The organism is Gloeomargarita sp. (assembly GCF_053491055.1).
In genome coordinates, this window is the sequence record NZ_JBRCEP010000045.1 from 25176 (window position 1) to 44402 (window position 19227).

The 19227-nt window shown below is 57.2% G+C and carries 18 protein-coding genes and 1 pseudogene; 10 read left to right on the plus strand and 9 right to left on the minus strand.

Translation table 11 applies throughout. The features are described 5' to 3' along the window. Nucleotides 1-4: 4 nt before the first annotated feature. On the minus strand, nucleotides 5-277 hold the full coding sequence (locus ACWISF_RS04990) for a DUF3143 domain-containing protein (RefSeq protein WP_448380493.1): 273 nt from the start codon (nucleotides 275-277) through the stop codon (nucleotides 5-7). Nucleotides 278-406: 129 nt separating this feature from the next. Between ACWISF_RS04990 and ACWISF_RS04995 the strand changes: the two genes are divergently transcribed. The 4 genes from ACWISF_RS04995 (at nucleotide 407) to pstA (ending at nucleotide 3834) form a co-directional block, all read left to right on the plus strand. Then, nucleotides 407-673 carry a DUF5340 domain-containing protein gene (locus ACWISF_RS04995; protein ID WP_448380494.1) on the plus strand — a complete coding sequence of 89 codons (267 nt, stop codon included), beginning with the start codon at nucleotides 407-409 and terminating at the stop codon, nucleotides 671-673. 134 nt (nucleotides 674-807) lie between these two features. Further along, complete coding sequence (locus ACWISF_RS05000; RefSeq protein WP_448380495.1) at nucleotides 808-1821, plus strand: PstS family phosphate ABC transporter substrate-binding protein; 1014 nt, start codon at nucleotides 808-810, stop codon at nucleotides 1819-1821. A gap of 67 nt (nucleotides 1822-1888) precedes the next feature. Further along, complete coding sequence (gene pstC, locus ACWISF_RS05005) at nucleotides 1889-2842, plus strand: phosphate ABC transporter permease subunit PstC (protein WP_448380496.1); 954 nt, start codon at nucleotides 1889-1891, stop codon at nucleotides 2840-2842. A gap of 11 nt (nucleotides 2843-2853) precedes the next feature. Then, complete coding sequence (gene pstA / locus ACWISF_RS05010) at nucleotides 2854-3834, plus strand: phosphate ABC transporter permease PstA (protein WP_448380497.1); 981 nt, start codon at nucleotides 2854-2856, stop codon at nucleotides 3832-3834. Nucleotides 3835-3840: 6 nt separating this feature from the next. Here pstA and ACWISF_RS05015 read toward each other — a convergent pair whose 3' ends face one another. From ACWISF_RS05015 to ACWISF_RS05025, 3 genes are all read right to left on the minus strand, one after another. Then, the gene (locus ACWISF_RS05015; protein WP_448380498.1) at nucleotides 3841-4968 is read right to left on the minus strand and encodes a geranylgeranyl reductase family protein; all 1128 of its coding nucleotides are present in this window, start codon (nucleotides 4966-4968) and stop codon (nucleotides 3841-3843) included. Continuing rightward, nucleotides 4965-5924: a sirohydrochlorin chelatase gene (locus ACWISF_RS05020; protein ID WP_448380499.1), complete on the minus strand. Its 960-nt coding sequence runs from the start codon at nucleotides 5922-5924 to the stop codon at nucleotides 4965-4967. Before ACWISF_RS05020 ends, ACWISF_RS05015 begins: the two co-directional genes overlap by 4 nt. Nucleotides 5925-6266: 342 nt before the next feature. Continuing rightward, complete coding sequence (locus ACWISF_RS05025; protein ID WP_448380500.1) at nucleotides 6267-7496, minus strand: acetate/propionate family kinase; 1230 nt, start codon at nucleotides 7494-7496, stop codon at nucleotides 6267-6269. A 442-nt stretch (nucleotides 7497-7938) separates the two neighbouring features. On the opposite strand from ACWISF_RS05025, the gene bcp reads away from it, so the two are divergent. The 3 genes and pseudogenes from bcp to ACWISF_RS05040 form a co-directional block, all read left to right on the plus strand. After that, nucleotides 7939-8424: a thioredoxin-dependent thiol peroxidase gene (bcp, locus tag ACWISF_RS05030; RefSeq protein ID WP_448380552.1), complete on the plus strand. Its 486-nt coding sequence runs from the start codon at nucleotides 7939-7941 to the stop codon at nucleotides 8422-8424. 85 nt (nucleotides 8425-8509) lie between these two features. Next, a complete protein-coding gene (gene fba / locus ACWISF_RS05035; protein WP_448380501.1) occupies nucleotides 8510-9589 on the plus strand; it encodes a class II fructose-bisphosphate aldolase in 1080 nt (359 codons plus the stop codon). Between the two features lie 73 nt (nucleotides 9590-9662). Further along, nucleotides 9663-9818, plus strand: a pseudogene (locus tag ACWISF_RS05040) (L-lactate MFS transporter); the annotation flags it as partial. Between the two features lie 112 nt (nucleotides 9819-9930). Here ACWISF_RS05040 and ACWISF_RS05045 read toward each other — a convergent pair. Both ACWISF_RS05045 and ACWISF_RS05050 read right to left on the minus strand, forming a co-directional pair. Then, on the minus strand, nucleotides 9931-10824 hold the full coding sequence (locus ACWISF_RS05045; RefSeq protein ID WP_448380502.1) for an ABC transporter permease: 894 nt from the start codon (nucleotides 10822-10824) through the stop codon (nucleotides 9931-9933). A gap of 37 nt (nucleotides 10825-10861) precedes the next feature. Next, nucleotides 10862-11989 carry a response regulator gene (locus ACWISF_RS05050; RefSeq protein WP_448380503.1) on the minus strand — a complete coding sequence of 376 codons (1128 nt, stop codon included), beginning with the start codon at nucleotides 11987-11989 and terminating at the stop codon, nucleotides 10862-10864. Nucleotides 11990-12506: 517 nt separating this feature from the next. Between ACWISF_RS05050 and ACWISF_RS05055 the strand changes: the two genes are divergently transcribed. Beyond that, nucleotides 12507-13361: a Uma2 family endonuclease gene (locus ACWISF_RS05055; protein WP_448380504.1), complete on the plus strand. Its 855-nt coding sequence runs from the start codon at nucleotides 12507-12509 to the stop codon at nucleotides 13359-13361. Nucleotides 13362-13625: 264 nt separating this feature from the next. Here the strand turns inward: ACWISF_RS05055 and ACWISF_RS05060 are convergent, their stop codons facing one another. Then, the gene (locus ACWISF_RS05060; RefSeq protein WP_448380505.1) at nucleotides 13626-13871 is read right to left on the minus strand and encodes a DNA-directed RNA polymerase subunit omega; all 246 of its coding nucleotides are present in this window, start codon (nucleotides 13869-13871) and stop codon (nucleotides 13626-13628) included. 352 nt (nucleotides 13872-14223) lie between these two features. On the opposite strand from ACWISF_RS05060, the gene ACWISF_RS05065 reads away from it, so the two are divergent. Both ACWISF_RS05065 and ACWISF_RS05070 read left to right on the plus strand, forming a co-directional pair. Further along, nucleotides 14224-14829 (plus strand): shikimate kinase, encoded by a 606-nt coding sequence (locus tag ACWISF_RS05065; protein WP_448380506.1) that lies wholly within the window; start codon nucleotides 14224-14226, stop codon nucleotides 14827-14829. Between the two features lie 52 nt (nucleotides 14830-14881). Then, nucleotides 14882-16084: an HhoA/HhoB/HtrA family serine endopeptidase gene (locus ACWISF_RS05070; RefSeq protein ID WP_448380507.1), complete on the plus strand. Its 1203-nt coding sequence runs from the start codon at nucleotides 14882-14884 to the stop codon at nucleotides 16082-16084. A gap of 3 nt (nucleotides 16085-16087) precedes the next feature. On the opposite strand, the gene ACWISF_RS05075 is transcribed toward ACWISF_RS05070, so the two are convergent. Together ACWISF_RS05075 and ACWISF_RS05080 are read right to left on the minus strand one after the other, a co-directional pair. Further along, entirely contained in the window at nucleotides 16088-18148 is a 2061-nt protein-coding gene (locus tag ACWISF_RS05075) for an O-linked N-acetylglucosamine transferase, SPINDLY family protein (protein ID WP_448380508.1), read from the minus strand. Then, the gene (locus ACWISF_RS05080; RefSeq protein WP_448380509.1) at nucleotides 18145-19143 is read right to left on the minus strand and encodes a pentapeptide repeat-containing protein; all 999 of its coding nucleotides are present in this window, start codon (nucleotides 19141-19143) and stop codon (nucleotides 18145-18147) included. Before ACWISF_RS05080 ends, ACWISF_RS05075 begins: the two co-directional genes overlap by 4 nt. Nucleotides 19144-19227: the final 84 nt, after the last annotated feature.

Here is a 19227-nt window from a genome sequence, read left to right on the forward strand (position 1 = left end):
CCCATCACGGCCCCCGCAACAACGCCCGCTCCACCTCCTGACGGCTTAGGGAATACTTGAACTCCCGCACCACATCCCGACCCGCCGCGGCCCCCACATACCGCACCTGCAATGCCTCAATCTCCAAAGAGAGTTCGGCCCGCCAGGCCCCCCGGTGCAACACCCAGCGGTGCAATTCCTGCTCATCCTGACAGGCCCCCAACGTGCGTAACCAGTCTTCCAAAGTCGCCAGAGAATGGTTGTACAAAGGGGTTTCCGGCGGTGGCCAGCGATTCATCACCCAGCAAAATCCCACGAAAACCGTCAGCGCTCTCCCATTTTAACCAAACCGGCATGCCTCCCATCGCCGCCTCCCCCTGCGACCAAAAGAGTTACAATCTAAAGAACGCGGTTTTCTAGGGACACTATGAAAGGGACTGTTATCTTGCCAGCGCCCATCCACTACGAACTCCTCATGCAAATCTTGGAACGCCACACCCAAAGCGCCTTAGACTACCACCCCAGCCAACGCCAACAACTGCACGACCTCCTGGCCACCCTGCGCAAAGCCGCCCTCCAGCAAGAATACCTCGAAGCCGAATGCCGCCGCGCCGGCCTGAACGTCGAATACCGCTGGTCCACCCACCAAAGCGAATCCCCCACCCTCCAAACCGCCAACGGCAACACCCGTTAAGACACGGTTAAGAATGGGTTAAAAATCGTCCCCAGTGGGGTTTTCGGCTTGACAGGGGCAATTTTTTTGGAACAATGGAGAGGGATGAATGCCCGCGACATGTTGTTGCTCCTGATAGGGGAGGATTGAGTTCCATGCGTACGACAACCAAGTTTTTGGCCCTGACTGCCGTAGCGACGCTGGCAGCGGGTGTGGCTGGTGCGAATCAGGTGGTTGCCCAGGGCCGGGCAGTGGTCAAAGTGGATGGTTCCAGTACCGTGTTTCCGATCACGGAAGCTGTGGCCGAAGAATTTCAGAAGTTCAAGAAAGGCCAAGTGCAAGTGACGGTAGGCATCTCTGGTACCGGCGGTGGTTTTAAGAAGTTCTGCAACGGGGAAACGGACATTTCCAATGCTTCCCGTCCCATTCTCAAAAAAGAGATGGAAGCCTGCCGGAGCAAGAATATTTCCTACATTGAACTGCCGGTGGCGTTTGATGCGTTGACCGTGGTGGTCAACCCCCGGAACAACTGGGTCAAGCAGATGACCGTAGCTGAATTGAAGACCATGTGGGAACCGGCGGCGCAGGGGAAAATCAAAACGTGGAATCAGGTGAATCCGAGTTGGCCGAATCGTCCCCTGAAGTTGTTTGGCGCTGGTACGGATTCGGGGACCTATGACTACTTCACCGAAGCGATTGTGGGTAAAGCCAAGTCCAGCCGGGGGGACTACACCGCCAGCGAAGATGACAACGTGCTGGTGCAAGGGGTTGCCACCGATCAAAATGCCTTGGGGTTTTTCGGGTATGCCTACTACGAAGAAAATGCCAAGAGGTTGAAGGCGGTACCGATTGTGAATGCCCAAGGGAAAGCGGTTTTGCCGTCGCGGAAGTCGGTGGAAGATGGTTCCTACAACCCGTTGTCTCGCCCCATTTTCATCTATGTGAACGCCGAATCCCTGAAGCGGCCCGAAGTGCGGGAGTTTGTGGAATTTTACCAGCGTCAGGCATCCAAGCTGGTGCCTCCTACGGGTTATATTCCCTTGCCGAGTCGTGTCTATGCGGCCAACCTAGAGACCATTCGCCGGGGCAAAACCGGGACGGTGTTCGGTGGGGAAAACAAGGTGGGTCTGACCATTGACCAACTGATGAAGTTGGAGCGGATCGACTAGGGTTATCCTTTGGGGGGAAGGGTTCGCTTTCCCCCCAATTTAGTATTCTTTGAGGAGCTTATCGCCGATGACAGTCAGTACTGATCCGAACTTTGCCGCTTATGAAGCCCAGCGATTGCGCAGTCGGTGGGTAGAGCGGATTATGAAAAATCTGACGCGGGCGTTTGCTTATTTCTCGATTATTGTCACCGTGGGGATTACCCTGATTTTGATCTACGAAAGTTTTTCCTTTTTCGATAGGTTAGCCAAGGAGGGGATTTCCTGGACGCAACTTTTCACAGAAACGGAGTGGACACCTTTGTTTAATCCGCCCAAATTTGGGATAATTGTGATCATTGTGGGGACATTGATGACCACAGTGATTGCGATGATTGTGGCCTTGCCGATTGGGTTGCTCAGCGCGGTTTTTCTGAGTGAGTATGCGCCGCCTAAGGTGCGGGCGGTCTTAAAGCCGACGCTGGAGATTCTTGCGGGTGTGCCGACGGTGGTGTATGGTTTTTTTGCCCTGTTGGTGATTACGCCGATTTTGCAAAAGATTATCCCAGGTGGGGATGAGGTGGTGGCCGGTTTGAATGCGTTGAGCGCCGGTTTTGTGATGGGAATTATGATTATTCCTTTGGTGGCCTCTTTGAGCGAGGATGCGATTTATGCGGTGCCGAATCTGTTGCGCGAGGGGGCCTATGCGGTGGGGGCGACCAAGTTTGAAACGACGGTGAGTGTGGTGATTCCTTCGGCGCTTTCGGGGATTGTTTCGGCGTTTATTTTGGCGGTCTCGCGGGCCGTGGGCGAGACGATGATTGTGTCTTTGGCGGCGGGGCAAAGTCCGATTTTGAATTTCAATCCGCTGGATTCGGTAATGACGATTACGGCGTTTATTGTGCAGGTGAGTTTGGGGGATACACCGACGGATTCTTTGGCCTTTTATACGATTTTCTTTGCCGGGTTTGTGTTGTTTGTCATGACTTTGATTTTGAACATTCTGGCGGACTGGTTTGTGCGCCGCTATCGGTTGATTTATTAAAGGTGGGGGTTATGACGGTTGACATTTCTCCAACTGAGGTCAATTTCCGTGCTGATTATGACCGGCGCAAACTGACCACCAATATTTTCTGGGGCGTGTCGTTCTTTGCGACCATTTTTGGTCTTTTTTTCCTGGGTTTGTTGCTGTACGATGTGTTGAAAAAGGGTTTGCCCTATCTGAATTGGCGGTTTCTGATCACCTTCCCCTCGCGTAATCCTGCTGATGCGGGGGTTTTGTCGGCGTTGGTGGGTTCGATTTGGTTGATGTTATTGATCCCGTTTTTCGCTTTTCCTTTGGGGATTGGGGCGGCAATTTTTATGGAGGAATATGCGGATCGGGATGAGTGGTATAACCGGGCTTTGGAAATTAATATCTCCAACTTGGCCGGTGTGCCTTCGATTATTTATGGGTTGTTGGGGTTAGAACTCTATGTGCGGATTTTGGAGCCTTTGACGAAGGGACGTACCTTGCTGGCGGGGGCATTAACCTTATCGACGCTCGTGTTGCCTGTGGTGATTATTTCTTCCCGGGAAGCCATCCGGGCGGTGCCGCAGGAAATTCGGGAGGCGGCCTATTCGGTGGGGGCTACGAAGTGGCAGTCTATTTGGTATCACGTTTTACCAATGGCGTTTCCGGGGATATTGACGGGGACGATTTTGGCGTTGTCCCGGGCGATTGGGGAGACGGCGCCGTTGATTACCATAGGGGCGTTGACGTTTATTGCCTTTTTACCCCCTTGGCCGGTGACGACGGCGGTGAATGAACAGGGGGTGGTGGTCATGGAGAAGGTGTCTTTAGGGTTGGGTTCCTTTATTCAGGCGCTACAGACGCCGTTTACGGCCTTGCCCATCCAGATTTTTAACTGGGCCAGTCGTCCACAGGCGGAGTTTCATGCGGTATCGGCGGCGGCCATTATTGTGCTGTTGTTGCTGTTGGTGGCGATGAACTCGGTGGCCATTCTGCTGCGGGCGCGGTTCCAACAGCGGAAGTAGTAGGATTCAGGGGTGGCCAAGTGGTGTTAACCGCTGTAAGGCCAACCGGGCAACTGCTTCGTAGTGGGTTTTACCGGTGAAGAGTTCGGCGAATTTGCGGGTTGCGGCGGGGCGTTTGACCCCCAGGCGGTAGGCCAGCCGTGGCCACCGATAAAACACCTGGGCCAACCGTTTTGCCCACGCCATGTCTTTGCCCCAGGTCTCCTGTACTGCCTTTGTGTAATCTGCTAGGGCATCCGGTTCCCCTGCCAAAGCCCGGTCCAAGGCTAAGGCGGCCTGCCAACCGGTCCACAGGGAAGGCCGAATGCCCTCGGCGGTAAAGGGGTCTACCACACAGGCGGCTTCCCCGACCAGCAGGGCATGGTGGGTATGCAGGGGTTGGGGCGCATCCCAAAGACACAAGGGGTGACCGTACTGGCGGGTGTGGTCCAAGTTCACGCCAAAGTGGGCGGCGTAGGTTCGCAACATTTGGCGAACGTCCTGGGTTGGGCCGCCGCCGCCAAATGTGCCAACCCCCAAGGAAAAGCCGTCGCGTTTGGGAAAGTTCCAGAGGTAGCCGTTTTTGACCAGGCCGAATTCAAAATAAATGTGCGCCGGGGGGGGTGCTGTCAGGGGAGCTTCTGCCTCCAACGCCCCGGCCAACCGACGCTGGCGCGCGCCAAATCCCAACCACCCCGGCAATTTGCCCTTTGCCCCATCGGCAGCCACCAGATACCGCCCCTGGTACGGCTCCCCGGTTGTATGCACCTGCCAAGTGTCCCCCTGCCAGGCAATCCCCGTGACGGTTGTGCCATCGCGCACCACAGCCCCCTGTCTTTGCGCCTGTTGCACCAGAAAATGGTCAAATACCTCCCGGCGCACCAGCCATATCGGTTCCAAGCCCGTCAGCGCCACCGCCACCGGGTCCCCCAGCTTCCAGGTGTAGTGAATTGCTTGACTGACACAGGAGATGGCCGGGCGAAAGTCGAAGTCAAACCAGGCCTGCACCTGGGGCGACACGCCCCCCCCACAGGGCTTGTACCGGGGTAGGGTGGCCTGTTCCAGCACCAGCACCGACCGCCCCCGCTTGGCCAAATGGTAGGCGGCACTGCCCCCTGCTGGCCCCGCCCCCACCACAATCACATCGTATTTCATCGCCAAATCCGCTGGTGGTACTGGTTCAGGTCGCGGTAGGGGTCCGTGTAGGTGGCGTGGTGATGGTGATCGTGGTGGTCGTGGTCGTGGGAATGGTGATGGGAATTCCCGTAGAGCACCTGCTGGCGGAACTTGCACATATCGCAGTTCATGGGTGTGGTCGCGCCGTAGGTTTCCTGTTCGCGCTGGCGCACGAGGGTAAAAAGTGCTGGGGTGATGCCCAGTTCCGGCAGGCAGGTAATGGGCACGTCGGGGTGTTCCGCCTGCATGCGTTGGGCCATCGCCTGAATTTTTTGCACCAACACTCCCGTAAATAGGAAATGGGGCAGGACAATCACCCGTTTGGGTTGGTACAGCCAGACGCGCCGCCAGCCCTCTTCCAGGCGGGGATGGGTAATGCCCACAAAACAGGTTTCCACCGTCAGATAGCCGCTGCCTTCCCACAACAGCCGCGCCAATTTCAGCGCATCGCTATTGGCATCCGGGTCGCTCGAGCCCCGTCCCACCACCAGCACCACCGTCTCGCTGCGGGGAATGGTGGGATGCTCCGCCTGGGCCAGTCGTTCTTGCCACAGGTGGAGAATCTCCGGCGCCAGTCCCAAATGCCGCCCGTAGTGAATGGTGAGTCCCGGATAACGCTGGCGTGCCCGGTCCAACTCGCGGGTAATGTCCAACTTCACATGCCGCGCCGCCAACAACAGCAGGGGCACAACCGACAGTTCCTGCCAGCCCGCTGTGACACAACGGGCAATGCCTTCGGCAATCAACGGCTCGGTCAACTCCAAAAAACAGGGAATCACCGGGCGACTGGGGTCTAGGGCCCCATACTGACGCGCAAATTCCAGAAAATCGGCCCGCCCTTGGGCATCGCGGGTGCCATGACCAATCAACAACAGGGGGCGGGGTTGGGGCAAGGGCAACACCTCCAGTTCCCCCGGCGCAACCAAAGCAACCATAGAACACTCCTGAACCCGTGCAACGCAGGTCAACGGAAGGACAAACCGACCAAACGGCATTCAGGCTGAGGGGTTACCCATCACTGCTGCGGCACAGCGCCGGATTCGCACCGGACTTTCCCGCTTGGTCAGCCCTACTATCATAAACGCAACGGCATGCCCCCGGCGGTAACCTTAGGTGCTTTTCCAGAATTGGGGCGTATTGGCTCTTTGATGTCCTTGCTCGCGGCATTGGGATTGATGAATTTCTGTACTTACACGCCAAGGCCGAACGTCCCTCGTTGGTCATGACCCACAACGCCGCAGTCTTTCCCCAAAACCGTATGACTAGGGGAAACGGGGTCAGCGACCGGCTTGCTGCAATCGCCAACAGGCTTGCGCAATTGCCCAATCTTCCTCCGCCGCAATCACCCAAACCCGAACCGCCGCATGGGGGGTGCTAATCTCCCGGTCTGCGCCCTGCATTTGATTTTTTTCCGGGTCACAATCCACGCCCAAAAACCGCAATCGGTGACACAATTCAGCGCGCACCGGTGCCGCATTTTCCCCGATGCCACCGGTGAAAATCAGGGCATCGCAACCACCCAAACTTGCCACCATGGCCCCCACGCATTGGGTTAAGCGATGGATATACACATCAAACGCCAATGTTGCTCCCGGATGCCCCTGCGATCTGGCCTCTAAAATCTGCCGCATATCCCCGGAAAGTTGCGATACCCCTTTTAACCCGGATTCCTGATTCAAAAGATGGCCGATTTGCTCCGCACTGAGGGATTCACGGCGTAGCCAATGCAGGATAATGCCGGGGTCAATCGAACCCGAACGACTGCCCATCATCAACCCTTCTAGGGGCGTAAAACCCATCGTGGTATCCACACTTTTCCCCCCGGCAATTGCACACAGGGAAGCCCCATTGCCTAAATGGCAGCAAACCAGTTTTAGTTCCGCCAAGGGTCGCCCCAAAAGTTGCGCGGCGCGGTGGGCGCAGTATTCGTGGTTAATGCCGTGAAATCCATAGCGGCGAATCCCTTTTTCATACCATTGGTAGGGGATGGGATACACCTGGGCCGCCAGGGGTAAATCATGGTGAAAAGCCGTATCAAAAACCGCAATTTGGCGGCAATCGGGCAGCAATTCTTCCAGAACCGTAATGCCTTCCAAATGGGCGGGGTGATGGGCAGGGGCAAGGGGAATGAAATCCGCAATATCTTGTTTAACTTCAGGAGTAATTAGGGTGGGTAAATGATATTTGGTTCCCCCATGCACGATGCGATGCCCGGCGATGCTAATTTGTGAGAAATTTTCGAGCACCGCCAATTCCCCAGCGATGAGGGTATGCAGCACTGAACGCATGACCGCAGGGCGAGAGGTAAGCGGCATTTCCTGGGTGTGCGTGCGCTGGTTTGCTTTAATTTTGATGGCCGCCTGCCCCGGAATTTTCGTCCAATCAATATGGGCTTGCCACAGGGGCGTTGGGGGATGCTCCGGTAAGCCCTCGCCCGGCAATTGATAAAGACAACTTTTTTGGCTGCTGGAACCGGCATTTAAGACCAAAACATAAAGACATTCCATGAATTTTTACCCATCACAATTGGCATGAGATTATTGTTGTCAATGAGCCACTGTGTAAGCTAAAAGTTTCTGTGTTTAGTGTACCAAAGGTGTCAATAGGGCCTAGGGGATTTGCCTTGCTGCCAACCCGCACCCTACAATCCTAAAGGTTCCTACTTTTGGGGTGACTGGCCGTGCGACGGCTTCTCAGTCTGGTCATCGGTTGTGCCGCTTTAAGCTGGCCGTCTTCGGCACTGGCCCAGGATGGAGGTCTCCCCCGCGAATCCCTAGACCCCACGAATTGGATTCTGCCCGCCCGTCCGATTCCCCGTTCTGTCAACTGTTTCTACCGGGCATGCCGTGTTAGACCAGGTGCAAGCCACCCGCAACCGTGGGCTGAGTCCGAACCCCTATGGCCACAACCGGAAAATCGGCAGTACCTCTGCACCATCTCCAAACGGCCATGAATGACCTCCTAGCCATCGGCCAACCTGCGCCCCCCTTTACCCTGCCTGGCAGCAACGGCCAACCCGTCAGCCTGGCCCAATTTCGGGGGCAATGGGTGGTGCTGTACTTCTATCCCCGCGACAACACCCCCGGCTGTACCAAGGAAGCCTGCGGGTTTCGGGATGCCTATGACCAATTCCAACAGGCGCAGGCGGTCATCCTGGGCATCAGTCCCGATTCCGTCGCCAGTCACGCCAAATTCATCCGTAAGTACAACTTACCCTTTTTACTCCTGGCCGATACCGAGGGACAGGTGGCCCGAACCTATGGCAGTTATGGCCCCAAAAAATTCATGGGCAAAACCTACGAAGGTGTATTGCGCCATACCTTTATCCTTGATCCCCAGGGCAAAATCGTCCACATCTACCGCCAGGTGAAACCGGAAACCCACGCCCAGCAGGTCTTAACCGACCTGGCCCAATGGCAACAACCGACCCCCTGAGCAAAGGAAATTTCCCCACCGGCGGCAGAAGATGTTAAAAATAATGTGAAGACCATCGGTTTGCACCAAGCATTAGGAGGAGATTATGGCACTGGTTCCCATGCGGCTACTGCTGGATCATGCCGCCGAACATGGCTATGGCATTCCTGCTTTTAACGTCAACAACATGGAGCAAATCCAGGCGATCATGCAGGCTGCCCATGAGACCGACAGCCCGGTGATTTTGCAGGCGTCGCGGGGCGCGCGCAAATATGCTGGGGAGCATTTCCTGCGCCATTTGATTCTGGCGGCGGTGGAAACCTACCCCCACATTCCCGTCGCCATGCACCAGGACCACGGCAACAGCCCCGCCACCTGCTATTCCGCCATCCGCAACGGGTTTACCAGCGTGATGATGGACGGCTCTCTTCTGGAAGATGCCAAGACCCCGGCCAGCTATGAATACAACGTGGCGGTCACGGCGGAAGTGGTGAAGGTGGCCCATGCGATTGGCGTGAGTGTGGAAGGGGAACTGGGCTGTCTGGGTTCCCTGGAAACCGGCATGGGCGAAGCGGAAGACGGTCATGGGGCCGAAGGGAAACTGTCTCACGACCAACTCTTGACCGACCCGGATCAGGCGGTGGATTTTGTGGAAAAAACCGACGTGGATGCGCTGGCGGTGGCGATTGGCACCAGTCACGGGGCCTACAAATTCAGCCGCAAACCGGAAGGGGAAATCCTGCGGATGGACCGCATCGAAGAACTGCACCGCCGTCTGCCCAACACCCACCTGGTCATGCATGGTTCTTCCTCGGTGCCCAAGGAATTGATTGACCTGATCAACGCCTACGGGGGCAGCATCCCGGAAACCTACGGGGTGCCTGTCGAAGAAATCCAACGCGGGATCAAAAACGGCGTCCGCAAGGTGAATATTGACACGGACAACCGCTTGGCGATTACGGCTGCCGTGCGGGAAGCCCTGGCCAAAGACCCCAAAGAGTTTGACCCCCGCTACTTCTTGAAGCCCTCGATCAAATACATGCAAAAGGTGTGCGCCGACCGCTACCAACAGTTCTGGACGGCGGGCAATGCCAGCAAAATCAAGCAAATGAGCTGTGAAGAATACGCGGCCAAGTACGCCAAAGGGGAGTTGAAAGCCGTCACCCGCAAACTGGTGGCTGCCTAAATTTCCTGTCTGTGACGAACCCCTTTCCCCCGGAGAGGGGTTTTTTTGTGCCCAAGCCAAACGGTGTGCACCAATCACCATTCTGGGCAGACCCGCCCACCAAGGCCGCCGGCTGTTGCTCCCACTGGGAATGCTGATTCTCCTCTGTTTGGGGAGTGTTTATTTCTGGAGTATTTTTAGAACCCCTTTAGCGCGGGAACTGGGGATTCATGCCACCCAAAGCCTCCTATAGCTAGGTAGGTTAAGGTTGTCGCCTTAAGATTCACGGCTACGCCATTGTGGGGTTACGCCCAGCGACCCATAGCATGTCAATCTTTGTATGCTTAGCTACAGAACCCCAATCAGTACGATCTCTGTTCCGAATGATTCAGCAAGGCCATGTAAATCACAATGGGCAATAAAATTAAGCCCATCAAGGTAACCGATAGGGCTGATCCCAAGGGCCAATCCAAGGTTTTGAGAAACTGATTTTGGATCACATTGCCAATCATCAAACTCTTGGCCCCCCCCAAAATATCAGGAGTTACAAACGCGCCCACTGACGGAATAAACACTAACAAACAGCCCACCCCAATACCCCGCGCGCTTAGGGGAATCAATACCCGATAAAGCACTTGCCAAAAATTCGCACCCAAATCCTGCGCTGCCAACACGAGATTGAAATCAAACTTATCCAAGGTACTATACAGGGGTAAAACCATAAACGGTAGATACCCATACACCAACCCAATCCAGACCGCCAACGGGGTAAACAACAGGTTCAACGGCTCCTTAATTATTCCCATTGCCAAGAGCAGGGAATTAATCACCCCCCGCTGGCCCAACAGCACCATCCAGGCATAGGTGCGCACCAAAAAATTCGTCCAAAAGGGAATGATGACCAACAACAAAAACCCGGTACGCCAACGGCGGGGCAAACACACCAGCCACAGCGCCAAAGGATAACCCAGCACCAGACAGACCAGCGTCGTTCCCAGCGCCAGACCCACCGACCGCAAAAAAATTTCCCCATACACCGGGTTGACCAACCGCGCATAGTTTTCCCCGGTCCAGCGCCACAGCACATTCCCATAGCCCTGGTGGGTGAGGAAACTATAGACCACCAGCACCCCCAAAGGCAGCACGAAAAATAAGCCCAACCAAAGTACCGGCAGGAGCAACAACCCCCGCCACACCCACCAGGACGGCGTTGGCCACACTTCCGTATTTTTACGGAGATTGCGCGTCCCCGTCACCCACGCCACTGCCTCGCATGACCCCCGGCGGATCATTTTACGCTGCAGCCAAGGCCGGAGCCAAATACCGCGCGGCTATCGCCCGCAATTGCTCTGGCGTCGCCGGTTTTTCCATCACCTCGTTGGCGCCGGCCAACCGCGCCCGCGCCCGGTCCAACAGCCCCCCATTGGCCGTCAGCAGGACAATCGGCGTGTTTTTGAGAATGGGCGATTTGCGCAGCAGAGAACAGATTTCCAACCCATTGACCTGCGGGAACAACCAGTCCAGGAAAATCAACTGCGGGCGGGATTGAATCAACGTCCCCAACCCCCGCAACGGGTCTTCGATCGTCACCAGATTAAATTGGTCCCCCAACGCCTTCACCACCTGCTGTAAACAGGCCGGACTGTCATCCACACAGGCCACAACCGGTTTCGGTGCCGACTCCTGCGGCTCCGGCGGGGTCAAATCCGGCAGGGTTTGCAAACGGAAATACCCCTCCCGCACCAACCCCAACAGCGACTGGCCCACCTGGGGCAACTCCGCTCCCGTCTCGATTGCCAAGTCCCAAAAGGTGTGCTCTCCATCACACAGCCGCGACAGGGTGAGAAACGTCTGGGGATTCACCCGTTCCTCCAGACGACGCTTTTCTTGGAACTGGGGCGCCATATCCGGAGACGTGGCCCGCAACCCCACCTGTTGCCACTGCTGCCACCATTGCTCCACCCGCTGCCATTCTTCACTGGCCACCAACAACAACAGCTCCCCCGGCAGACGAAAGTCCTGGTCCCAATAACCGCGCACCTGCCCCACACCCATCTGCGCCAGGGTTGCCGCCTGCGCCAAACCAAAAAATACCTCCGTCACCGCCCCCCGAATCACTTGTTGCGCCTGCTCGCGGGTAATCTTTTGGGCGGCCACCGCCTGCACCAACACCTCGTACTCCCAAGGCGCCTCCGGCGAACCCTGTATCCCCTGCACCTGTGGGGCAAACCGCGCCGTCAACCGCCGCCACCGCCGATACCGATGCGCCCCGCCCGTGGCAAACAACAGACGTCCCCCCAAAAAGTACACCGACCAGCGCTGGCGACTATCCCCCAACTGCAAATGCCCCGACAACTGCTGGTTCTGAATTTTCGTCCACAAGGTGGGTATGTGGGTCACCACAAATGCTTGTCCTGCCATCGCTCTAGACCCCTTCTGTGTTTACACGGAACGTCACTACCCGTAGTATAACGCATTGTTAAGTTTTGTGTGAAAAATCTTAACAACTTATCGTTATCCAACGGTTTGTCATTATGGTAAACGCTTCCAATCGGAGTTGTAAACCCCCTATGTACTACATTATACCTTACTACAAGGTTTATATTATACTTATTTTGTAAGAATAATGTTATAACAAAACACCGACAACTACTGTCCTAGCCCTGGTCCCAATGCCCGTATTGTCTGGATTTCAGCAAATATACTTAAGTGTTTATCCGTATACGGAGCACAATCTAAAATTTTTCCGTAATTTACCGGTGGAACGCTGGATCAGTTGTTACGCTTGCTTGACCTTAGCGCTGGGGTCAGGGCAGGCAGCCCGATTTCTGAGGGTTTACCGACTCCCAACCGCCTGGGGTTACGATGGGAGTTAAGGGGCAATTTTTGTCTGGAGCAGGGCCTTGGCATTTTTGGTATCAATTGCAGAGGGAATGGTATGGTGAATCCGGCGCTGGCTGCGATGGCAAACTTGGTGGCACCGGATGTGCCCTTGCCCCCGGACGACCTGGTTTTTGACGACGGAGAACCCTTGGAAAGTAATCGCCACCGGATTGCCATCAATGTGCTGATTCGCTCAGCGCAACAAGCCCTCTCATCCCGTGCAGACGTGTTCATTGGCGGGAATATGTTTGTGTATTTCAGCCGGGAGCAGGCTATCAAGCGGGATGTGCGTGGGCCGGATGTGCTGATGGTGTTGGGGGTTCCCCCCCGCGAGCGCCAGGGTTGGGTGGTTTGGGAAGAAGGCGGGCGTTATCCCGATGTGATTGTGGAATTGCTTTCGCCCAGCACAGCGGCGATGGATCGGGGTGCCAAGAAGGACCTGTACGAGCAGGTTTTTCGCACGCCCTACTACATCATTTTTGATCCCTTTGCGCCGGAATCCCTAGCGGGGTGGCGATTGCAGCCGGGGGTGGGGTATCAGCCCATCGTGCCAAACGAACGGGGATGGCTGTGGTGTGACCTGTTGGGGTTGTGGTTTGGGGTGTGGGAGGGGGTCATTGACCGCGAAGGCCCCTGTGCTTGGCTGCGGCTGTACACGCCCCAGGGGGAATTGGTGCCCCTGCCGGAGGAGGCGGCGCAACAACAGGCAGAACAGGCCCAACGCCTAGCACAACAGGCGCAACAGTTGGCCGAACAGGAACGGCAACGGGCTGAACAAGCACAACAGCAAGCCGAGCAAGAACGGCAACGAGCCGAACAGGCCCAACGCTTGGCCGAACAGGAACGGCAACGGGCAGAGCGTTTGGCGGCGAAATTGCGGGAATTGGGCGTGACCTTAGAAGAGGGTTAAAAGATGCATTACCGGGCATACGCCTTGCTTTTGGGTCAGTCGGGCATGGGCAACCCAAGGGGGAAAGGTTATCCCTACGTCCTGCATCTCGTAGGACGGTTGGCAAACTGCGCTGACCCCAGGATTCACAAAAAAAATGCCGGTTATGGCTCTGCCACCCCGGCTTTGCGTCTGTCCTCAATCCTCTTACTGGGTTAGACCGGTCAGAGGGAGACCGGGTTCAATGCCAACATAAAAAATCTCTGGCTAATCGCTGCTTGGGGGCTAGGCTGCTTCGTTCAGACCGTCTCCCACCAACTCCGGTTTGAGTTTCTCTGCCATTTCCATAATCGCCCGGATCACCGGTTTGTTGAAGGGATCATCCAGGGCGTCCATATCCTCGTAACGGCACCGCTTGGCACACAGGGAGACTTGGTGTGTGACCTCGTAGCGGTTCCGGGCATCCCGGAGCAACTCCTCGGTGCGAAATAGAATGTGGGCGGGGTCAATGCGACTACGGCGTTGGCTCATAGCAGCAAGGGATTCCGTGCAATAGCTGTATAACTCTATTTTTATTTTATTTCGATTTATTTCAGTGGGGATCACCGGGCTTCTAGGGTGTGGCTGTTGGGATGTTGGTCTGGAGTGAAGGCGGATTGGTTTCAGGGGTCAATTACCCGGATGGGGCTGGCACCTGTGGCTACTCCTGTCTGGTACGTTTATCTTTGGCGCGATTGTTCGGGAAGGTGGCTTCGTTTTTTGTCCCCCCAGCCCGCTTACAGGAGAAATAGATGCACTACACATAGATGCACATGATGCACATATTGAGCAACCATAGTGGTGATTGGCCTGAAAAGGCACCAGTGGTCATTCAGCAAGGGGGATGACAGACACGTCCTTGGCAGCCCAGGTACAGACCCGCTTGGGCGGGGTGACGGTGTTTTTGGTGGGGATGATGGGCTGTGGCAAAACGACCACGGGCAAACGCTTGGCTAAGCAGTTGGGGTACGGGTTTTGCGATACGGATCAGGTCATCAGCCAAGTGACAGGGCGGACGATTCCTGAACTGTTTGCCCAGGTGGGGGAGGCGGAATTTCGGCGGTTGGAATCCCAGGTGTTGGCCCAGGTGGCAAGCCATACCCGCTTGGTGGTGGCTACAGGGGGCGGGGTGGTGACCCAACCGATTAATTGGAGTTATTTGCATCATGGGGTGGTGGTGTGGTTGGATGCCCCGGTGGAGGTGTTGGTGGAGCGGCTCCAGCAGCGGCAGGACCGGCCTTTGTTGGCACATGACAGCGCTGACCCAGAACGGTTGCGCCGGCGGTTGCAGCAGTTGTGCGCCCAACGGCAGCCCCAGTACGCCCAGGCGGATGTGCAGGTGACCATTCGTCCCGGGATGACCGTAGCAGGGGTGACCAAAGCGGTGTTGCGGGGCATTCTGGGGAACACCCACCCCCGTAGTCAGTCATTTCCTAGGGGCGTAGAATAAGATGAAGAGTCGTTCCACCATGAGAAGCAGGCGGCGGATTAGGGGCAAAAGCATGCAACCGAGAACCTGGTTTCACCTGTTGACCCATGCTCTGGCAGTGTTGGTAGGCGTCATTGCGGCGGTTGTGGGGTTTCATGCCTTGCCCTCGCAGGCCGACCCCTTGGACCAGGTCGTGGCCAGTTCCCCGGTGGCCCTGACCGGTAGTAGCAGCAGGCAAGCCAGCAATTTTGTGGTGGCCGCGGTGCAAAAAGTCGGCCCGGCGGTGGTGCGGATTGACACGGAGCGCACGGTGTCGTTGGGGCTGGACCCCTTTTTTGACGACCCCTTTTTCCGGCGGTTTTTTGGGGATAGCTTTAGCCTGCCGCGGGAGCGCACGGAGCGGGGCCAAGGTTCCGGGTTCATTGTGGATAAAAATGGCACGATCATTACCAATGCCCACGTGGTGGAAGGGGCGCAAAAAGTGAGTGTGACGCTGACCGATGGGCGGCGGTTGGCGGCGCGGGTGCAGGGAACGGATGAGGTGACGGATTTGGCGGTGTTGAAGCTGGAAAATCCGCCGCCGAATTTGCCGGTAGCGCCTTTGGGGGATTCCAGCAAGGTGCAGGTGGGCGACTGGGCGATTGCGGTGGGCAATCCCTTGGGGCTGGACAATACGGTGACGTTGGGGATCATCAGCAATTTGCGGCGCACCAGTTCGGAGGTGGGAATTCCCGACAAGCGGTTGAATTTTATCCAGACGGATGCGGCCATTAACCCCGGCAATTCCGGTGGGCCGTTGCTCAATGCCAATGGGGAAGTGATTGGGATTAATACGGCGATTCGGGCGGGGGCTGAAGGGATCGGGTTTGCAATTCCGGTGGATTTGGCCAAGACCATTACCCCGATTTTGGCGGAGGGGAAAACGGTGCCCCATCCCTATATCGGGGTAGTAATGAGTACGTTGACCCCGGAATTGGCCCGCCAAATCAACAGCGACCCCAACAGCACGACCCAGGTGCCGGAAGTCAACGGGGTGGTGATTCGGCAGGTTGTGCCCGGCAGTCCGGCGGCGGAAGCGGGGCTGCGGCGGGGGGATGTGATTATCGAGGTGGAAGGGCAAAAGGTGACCACGGCGGATCAGCTCCAGCGGTTGGTGGAGCAAAGCAAGGTGGGGCAACGGCTGCAGATGCGGATACGGCGGGGTGACCAAACTCTGGCTCTAAGCGTTCGCACGGGTGACCGCAAGCAGGTATTCGGGCGCAATCTCCGCAATTAAGGCTTAAAGGCCCTGGTGGATGCGCCACATGGTCTGCAAGGCGTTGCCCAACTCCTGGACAAACTGGGGTCCATGCCAGAGGGGGGAGGTGCGACGGCTGGCCAGCAACCGCTGCCGGATGTTTTGGCGCAAGTCGGCATCCGTACCCAAGCGCACCCCCCAGGCAATGTATTCTTCGGCGCTATGGGCGATGCCTTCGGTAATGCCGCACTGGGTGAGAAAGGCATAGCTATTGCGGGCGGCAAACTGTTGGCCGACGCGGGTAACCAGGGGGATACCCAGCCACAGGGTTTCTAGGGTGGTAGTGGCGCCGTTGTAGGGGTAGGTGTCGAGCACGACATCCGCCAGGGTTTGCATATTGGCGCGATGGACGTACTCGCTATCTACCGGCGGGAGAAAGCGCAGCCGGCGGGGGTCCACGCCCAACTGCTCGGCCTGGGTGCGAAATTGTTGGGACAGGCCTTCGCCGTCGTAGATGTATTTCACGCAGAGGTAGCTATTGGGAACCTGTTGCAAAATGCGCAATTGCCAATCCACATTGTCGGGATGGCGCTTATAACCGCTTTGGGCCGTGTAGAAGATGATATCCGTAGGGGCAATGCCCAAATCTTCTCGCCGCAGAGTGGGCACATCAATTTCAAACCCATCCACCGCAATATAAGTCGCAGGCAGCCGCCAGATTTTTTCTTGGTAATAGGCGTCGGCTGCCGGGGGCAAAACGTAGGGGTCGGCGATGAAATAGTCAATGGTATCCATGCCGGTCGCATCCCAGCCCAACCAGGTCACTTGAATCGGGGCGGGTTTGTGCGCCAACACCACACAGGCCGAGCTGAAGGTCAAGCTGTCCATGTCCACCAGAATCTGAATGCCATCGGCGGCAATTTGCTTAACGAGCGATTCCGGGTAGGGGTGGTAGAAGTAATGGTCACACTTTTCCACAAACCACTGGTGCCCCAGGGCATCCGGCGGATTGCCGATGTAGTAGAGGAAAAATTCCAAATGCTGCCGGTCGTAGTGGTGAAAAAAGGTGCGGGCCAGCCAGCCGACCGAATGGCGGCGCAGGGTTAGGGACAAAAAGCCCACCCGCAGACGCTCCCCAACCCGAGGGGTGACCGTCGGGGTTTGGCGGCGCAAGCTGCGGCCAATTTGGGTGCTCAGACGGTTGATCAAGGGGCGGTCCTGCGCCGGTTCATCCCGCAAGTAGGGCAAGAAAAAGGGCAGGTGAAACAGTTTGGCTCCCAACGCAGGAAACGCCGGGGTAAGGTCGGCATCCGCATCTGCCAGAGCCTGCAACTGTTGCCGGTAGGTGGGGGTTTCGGCTAGGGCTTGGAACCAACAGACGCCGCCTGCGGTGAGCAAAGCCTGCAACCGGTAGTGCCGGGCATAGGCCTGCGCTGCCAGGGATTGGCTCTCGGCAACCGCCATGAGCCGCTCGCACAGTTGCAAGGCCCGCTCGTGCTGGTGGATTTCCCCGTAAAGCGTCACCAAAGCGCCCATTGCAAGCAAATGTTCCGGGTCGGCCGCCAGGGCCAACTGGAGCAATTTTTCCCGCACGGCCAGGGCGTTGTGCCACTGGAGATTCAGACTGCTCACATAGAGGGCCTTGGCGTAGATTTTGGGCGGCAGATGGGGACGGCAGGCGTGGATGAAGGCCTCAACCGGGGGTTGAAATTCCACATAGAACACCACATCCAACAGGGTTTTGTATAGGGGTTTGATGGGAATCGGGCGCTGGGTTGCTAAAGTCTGCATCAACGCCTCCAATTCCTCCGCCGTCAATTCCCCCTGGCTTGCCAACCACTGGATCGCCGTCAGCCATTGTTCCAGGTTGGGCGCCAATTCCTGGGCGGCCCGGTACAGTTCTGCTGCGACCTGGGGTTCCGCATCCCGTCGCGCCGCCGCCTGTTGCCACAGCCATTCGCCCAACGCCTGGATTTGGTCCGAGGGCAAAACGGTGAGGGCCTCCAACCACCAGGCCTGCGCCGCCGCCCTATCCCCTTGCTGCAGGTAGGCCACCCCCTGCTGCCCCCAGGTGGCGATGTCTTGGCCTTGGGCGTCGCTCATAGGGAACCCCACTGCGGCGCATACACCTGGCCGTCTGGGAGGGTCGTCCCCCACAGATTGGCTGTCGCGAGGCTGGCCGGGTCAAGCCGCGCCTGGGTCAAATCTGCCCCGCTGAGGTTTGCCCCCCACAGGGACGCCCCCTCCAGATTGCTCCCCCGTAAATTCGCCCCAATCAGCAGCGCCTCGCTAAGATTGGCCTGGGACAAATTGGCGCCCGTGAGATTGGCCCCCCCCAAATTCGCCCCCACCAGATTCGCCGCCGTCAAGTCCGCTTCGCTCAAATCCGTGCCGATCAAAATCGCCCCAATCATCTGGCAGCGGTGGAAATAGCCGCCAACGGCATCCGCCCCGGTGAGATTGGCCCCGATAAGCCGGCTATCAGCCAGCACCACCTCCGCCAAATTCGCCAGCATCAACTGCGCCCGACTCAAATCCGCCCCACTTAGGTTCACCCCTGCCAGATGCGCCCGCACCAGGTCGCACCCCTGAAACTGCCGTTCCCCGGCCATGTAACGCTGGAGCACTTGGGCGCAGGCCTGCCCCTGGTCGCCGGGGGAGCCAGCCGTAGGATGAACCGCCGCACACAGCCATTCTCCCAGAGGACGGCTCCCCTCAGCCGCCTCATCCTGGGGGGGCAATTGGGCTGCCAGCCGTTCAAACCGTTGGGTAATGGCTTGGCAGGTCGCCTGCAACTGCTGGGCCTGCTGGGCCAGCGTGTGGAGCCGCGCCTGCACCAAACGGCGAAAACTGCCACAGGGATTCACCCCCTGACGTTGCAGCTCCAGCAGATGTTTGATGTCTTCCAAAGTCAGGCCAAACAGCTTGCTGTGCTGGATAAACAGCAGTTGTTGCAGCGATTCCGGCAGGTAGAGGCGGTAACCACTCTTATTGCGTTCCGGGGGCGCCAGCAACCCCTCCCGCTCGTAAAAGCGAATGGTCTGGGGCGAAACCCCCGCCTGGGTGCTCAATTCACCAATCAGCCAGCCCCGTTCCATCCTACCTCTGCCCCTGCTGCTTCTATTCTAAAAGTTGCCGTGCGCTCGCCCAGCCACCAGACAAAACCAACCGGAATCCTCTAC

Coding starts and splice junctions, on each gene's coding strand:
- ACWISF_RS05015 (WP_448380498.1), bottom strand. CDS start 4,968: ATGAAATACGATGTGATTGTGGTGGGGGCGGGGCCAGCAGGGGGCAGT.
- ACWISF_RS05050 (WP_448380503.1), bottom strand. CDS start 11,989: ATGGCAGGACAAGCATTTGTGGTGACCCACATACCCACCTTGTGGACG.
- fba (WP_448380501.1), top strand. CDS start 8,510: ATGGCACTGGTTCCCATGCGGCTACTGCTGGATCATGCCGCCGAACAT.
- ACWISF_RS05055 (WP_448380504.1), top strand. CDS start 12,507: ATGGTGAATCCGGCGCTGGCTGCGATGGCAAACTTGGTGGCACCGGAT.
- ACWISF_RS05070 (WP_448380507.1), top strand. CDS start 14,882: ATGCAACCGAGAACCTGGTTTCACCTGTTGACCCATGCTCTGGCAGTG.
- pstC (WP_448380496.1), top strand. CDS start 1,889: ATGACAGTCAGTACTGATCCGAACTTTGCCGCTTATGAAGCCCAGCGA.
- ACWISF_RS04995 (WP_448380494.1), top strand. CDS start 407: ATGAAAGGGACTGTTATCTTGCCAGCGCCCATCCACTACGAACTCCTC.
- ACWISF_RS05080 (WP_448380509.1), bottom strand. CDS start 19,143: ATGGAACGGGGCTGGCTGATTGGTGAATTGAGCACCCAGGCGGGGGTT.
- pstA (WP_448380497.1), top strand. CDS start 2,854: ATGACGGTTGACATTTCTCCAACTGAGGTCAATTTCCGTGCTGATTAT.
- ACWISF_RS05025 (WP_448380500.1), bottom strand. CDS start 7,496: ATGGAATGTCTTTATGTTTTGGTCTTAAATGCCGGTTCCAGCAGCCAA.
- ACWISF_RS05020 (WP_448380499.1), bottom strand. CDS start 5,924: ATGGTTGCTTTGGTTGCGCCGGGGGAACTGGAGGTGTTGCCCTTGCCC.
- ACWISF_RS05065 (WP_448380506.1), top strand. CDS start 14,224: ATGACAGACACGTCCTTGGCAGCCCAGGTACAGACCCGCTTGGGCGGG.
- ACWISF_RS04990 (WP_448380493.1), bottom strand. CDS start 277: ATGAATCGCTGGCCACCGCCGGAAACCCCTTTGTACAACCATTCTCTG.
- ACWISF_RS05075 (WP_448380508.1), bottom strand. CDS start 18,148: ATGAGCGACGCCCAAGGCCAAGACATCGCCACCTGGGGGCAGCAGGGG.
- bcp (WP_448380552.1), top strand. CDS start 7,939: ATGAATGACCTCCTAGCCATCGGCCAACCTGCGCCCCCCTTTACCCTG.
- ACWISF_RS05060 (WP_448380505.1), bottom strand. CDS start 13,871: ATGAGCCAACGCCGTAGTCGCATTGACCCCGCCCACATTCTATTTCGC.
- ACWISF_RS05000 (WP_448380495.1), top strand. CDS start 808: ATGCGTACGACAACCAAGTTTTTGGCCCTGACTGCCGTAGCGACGCTG.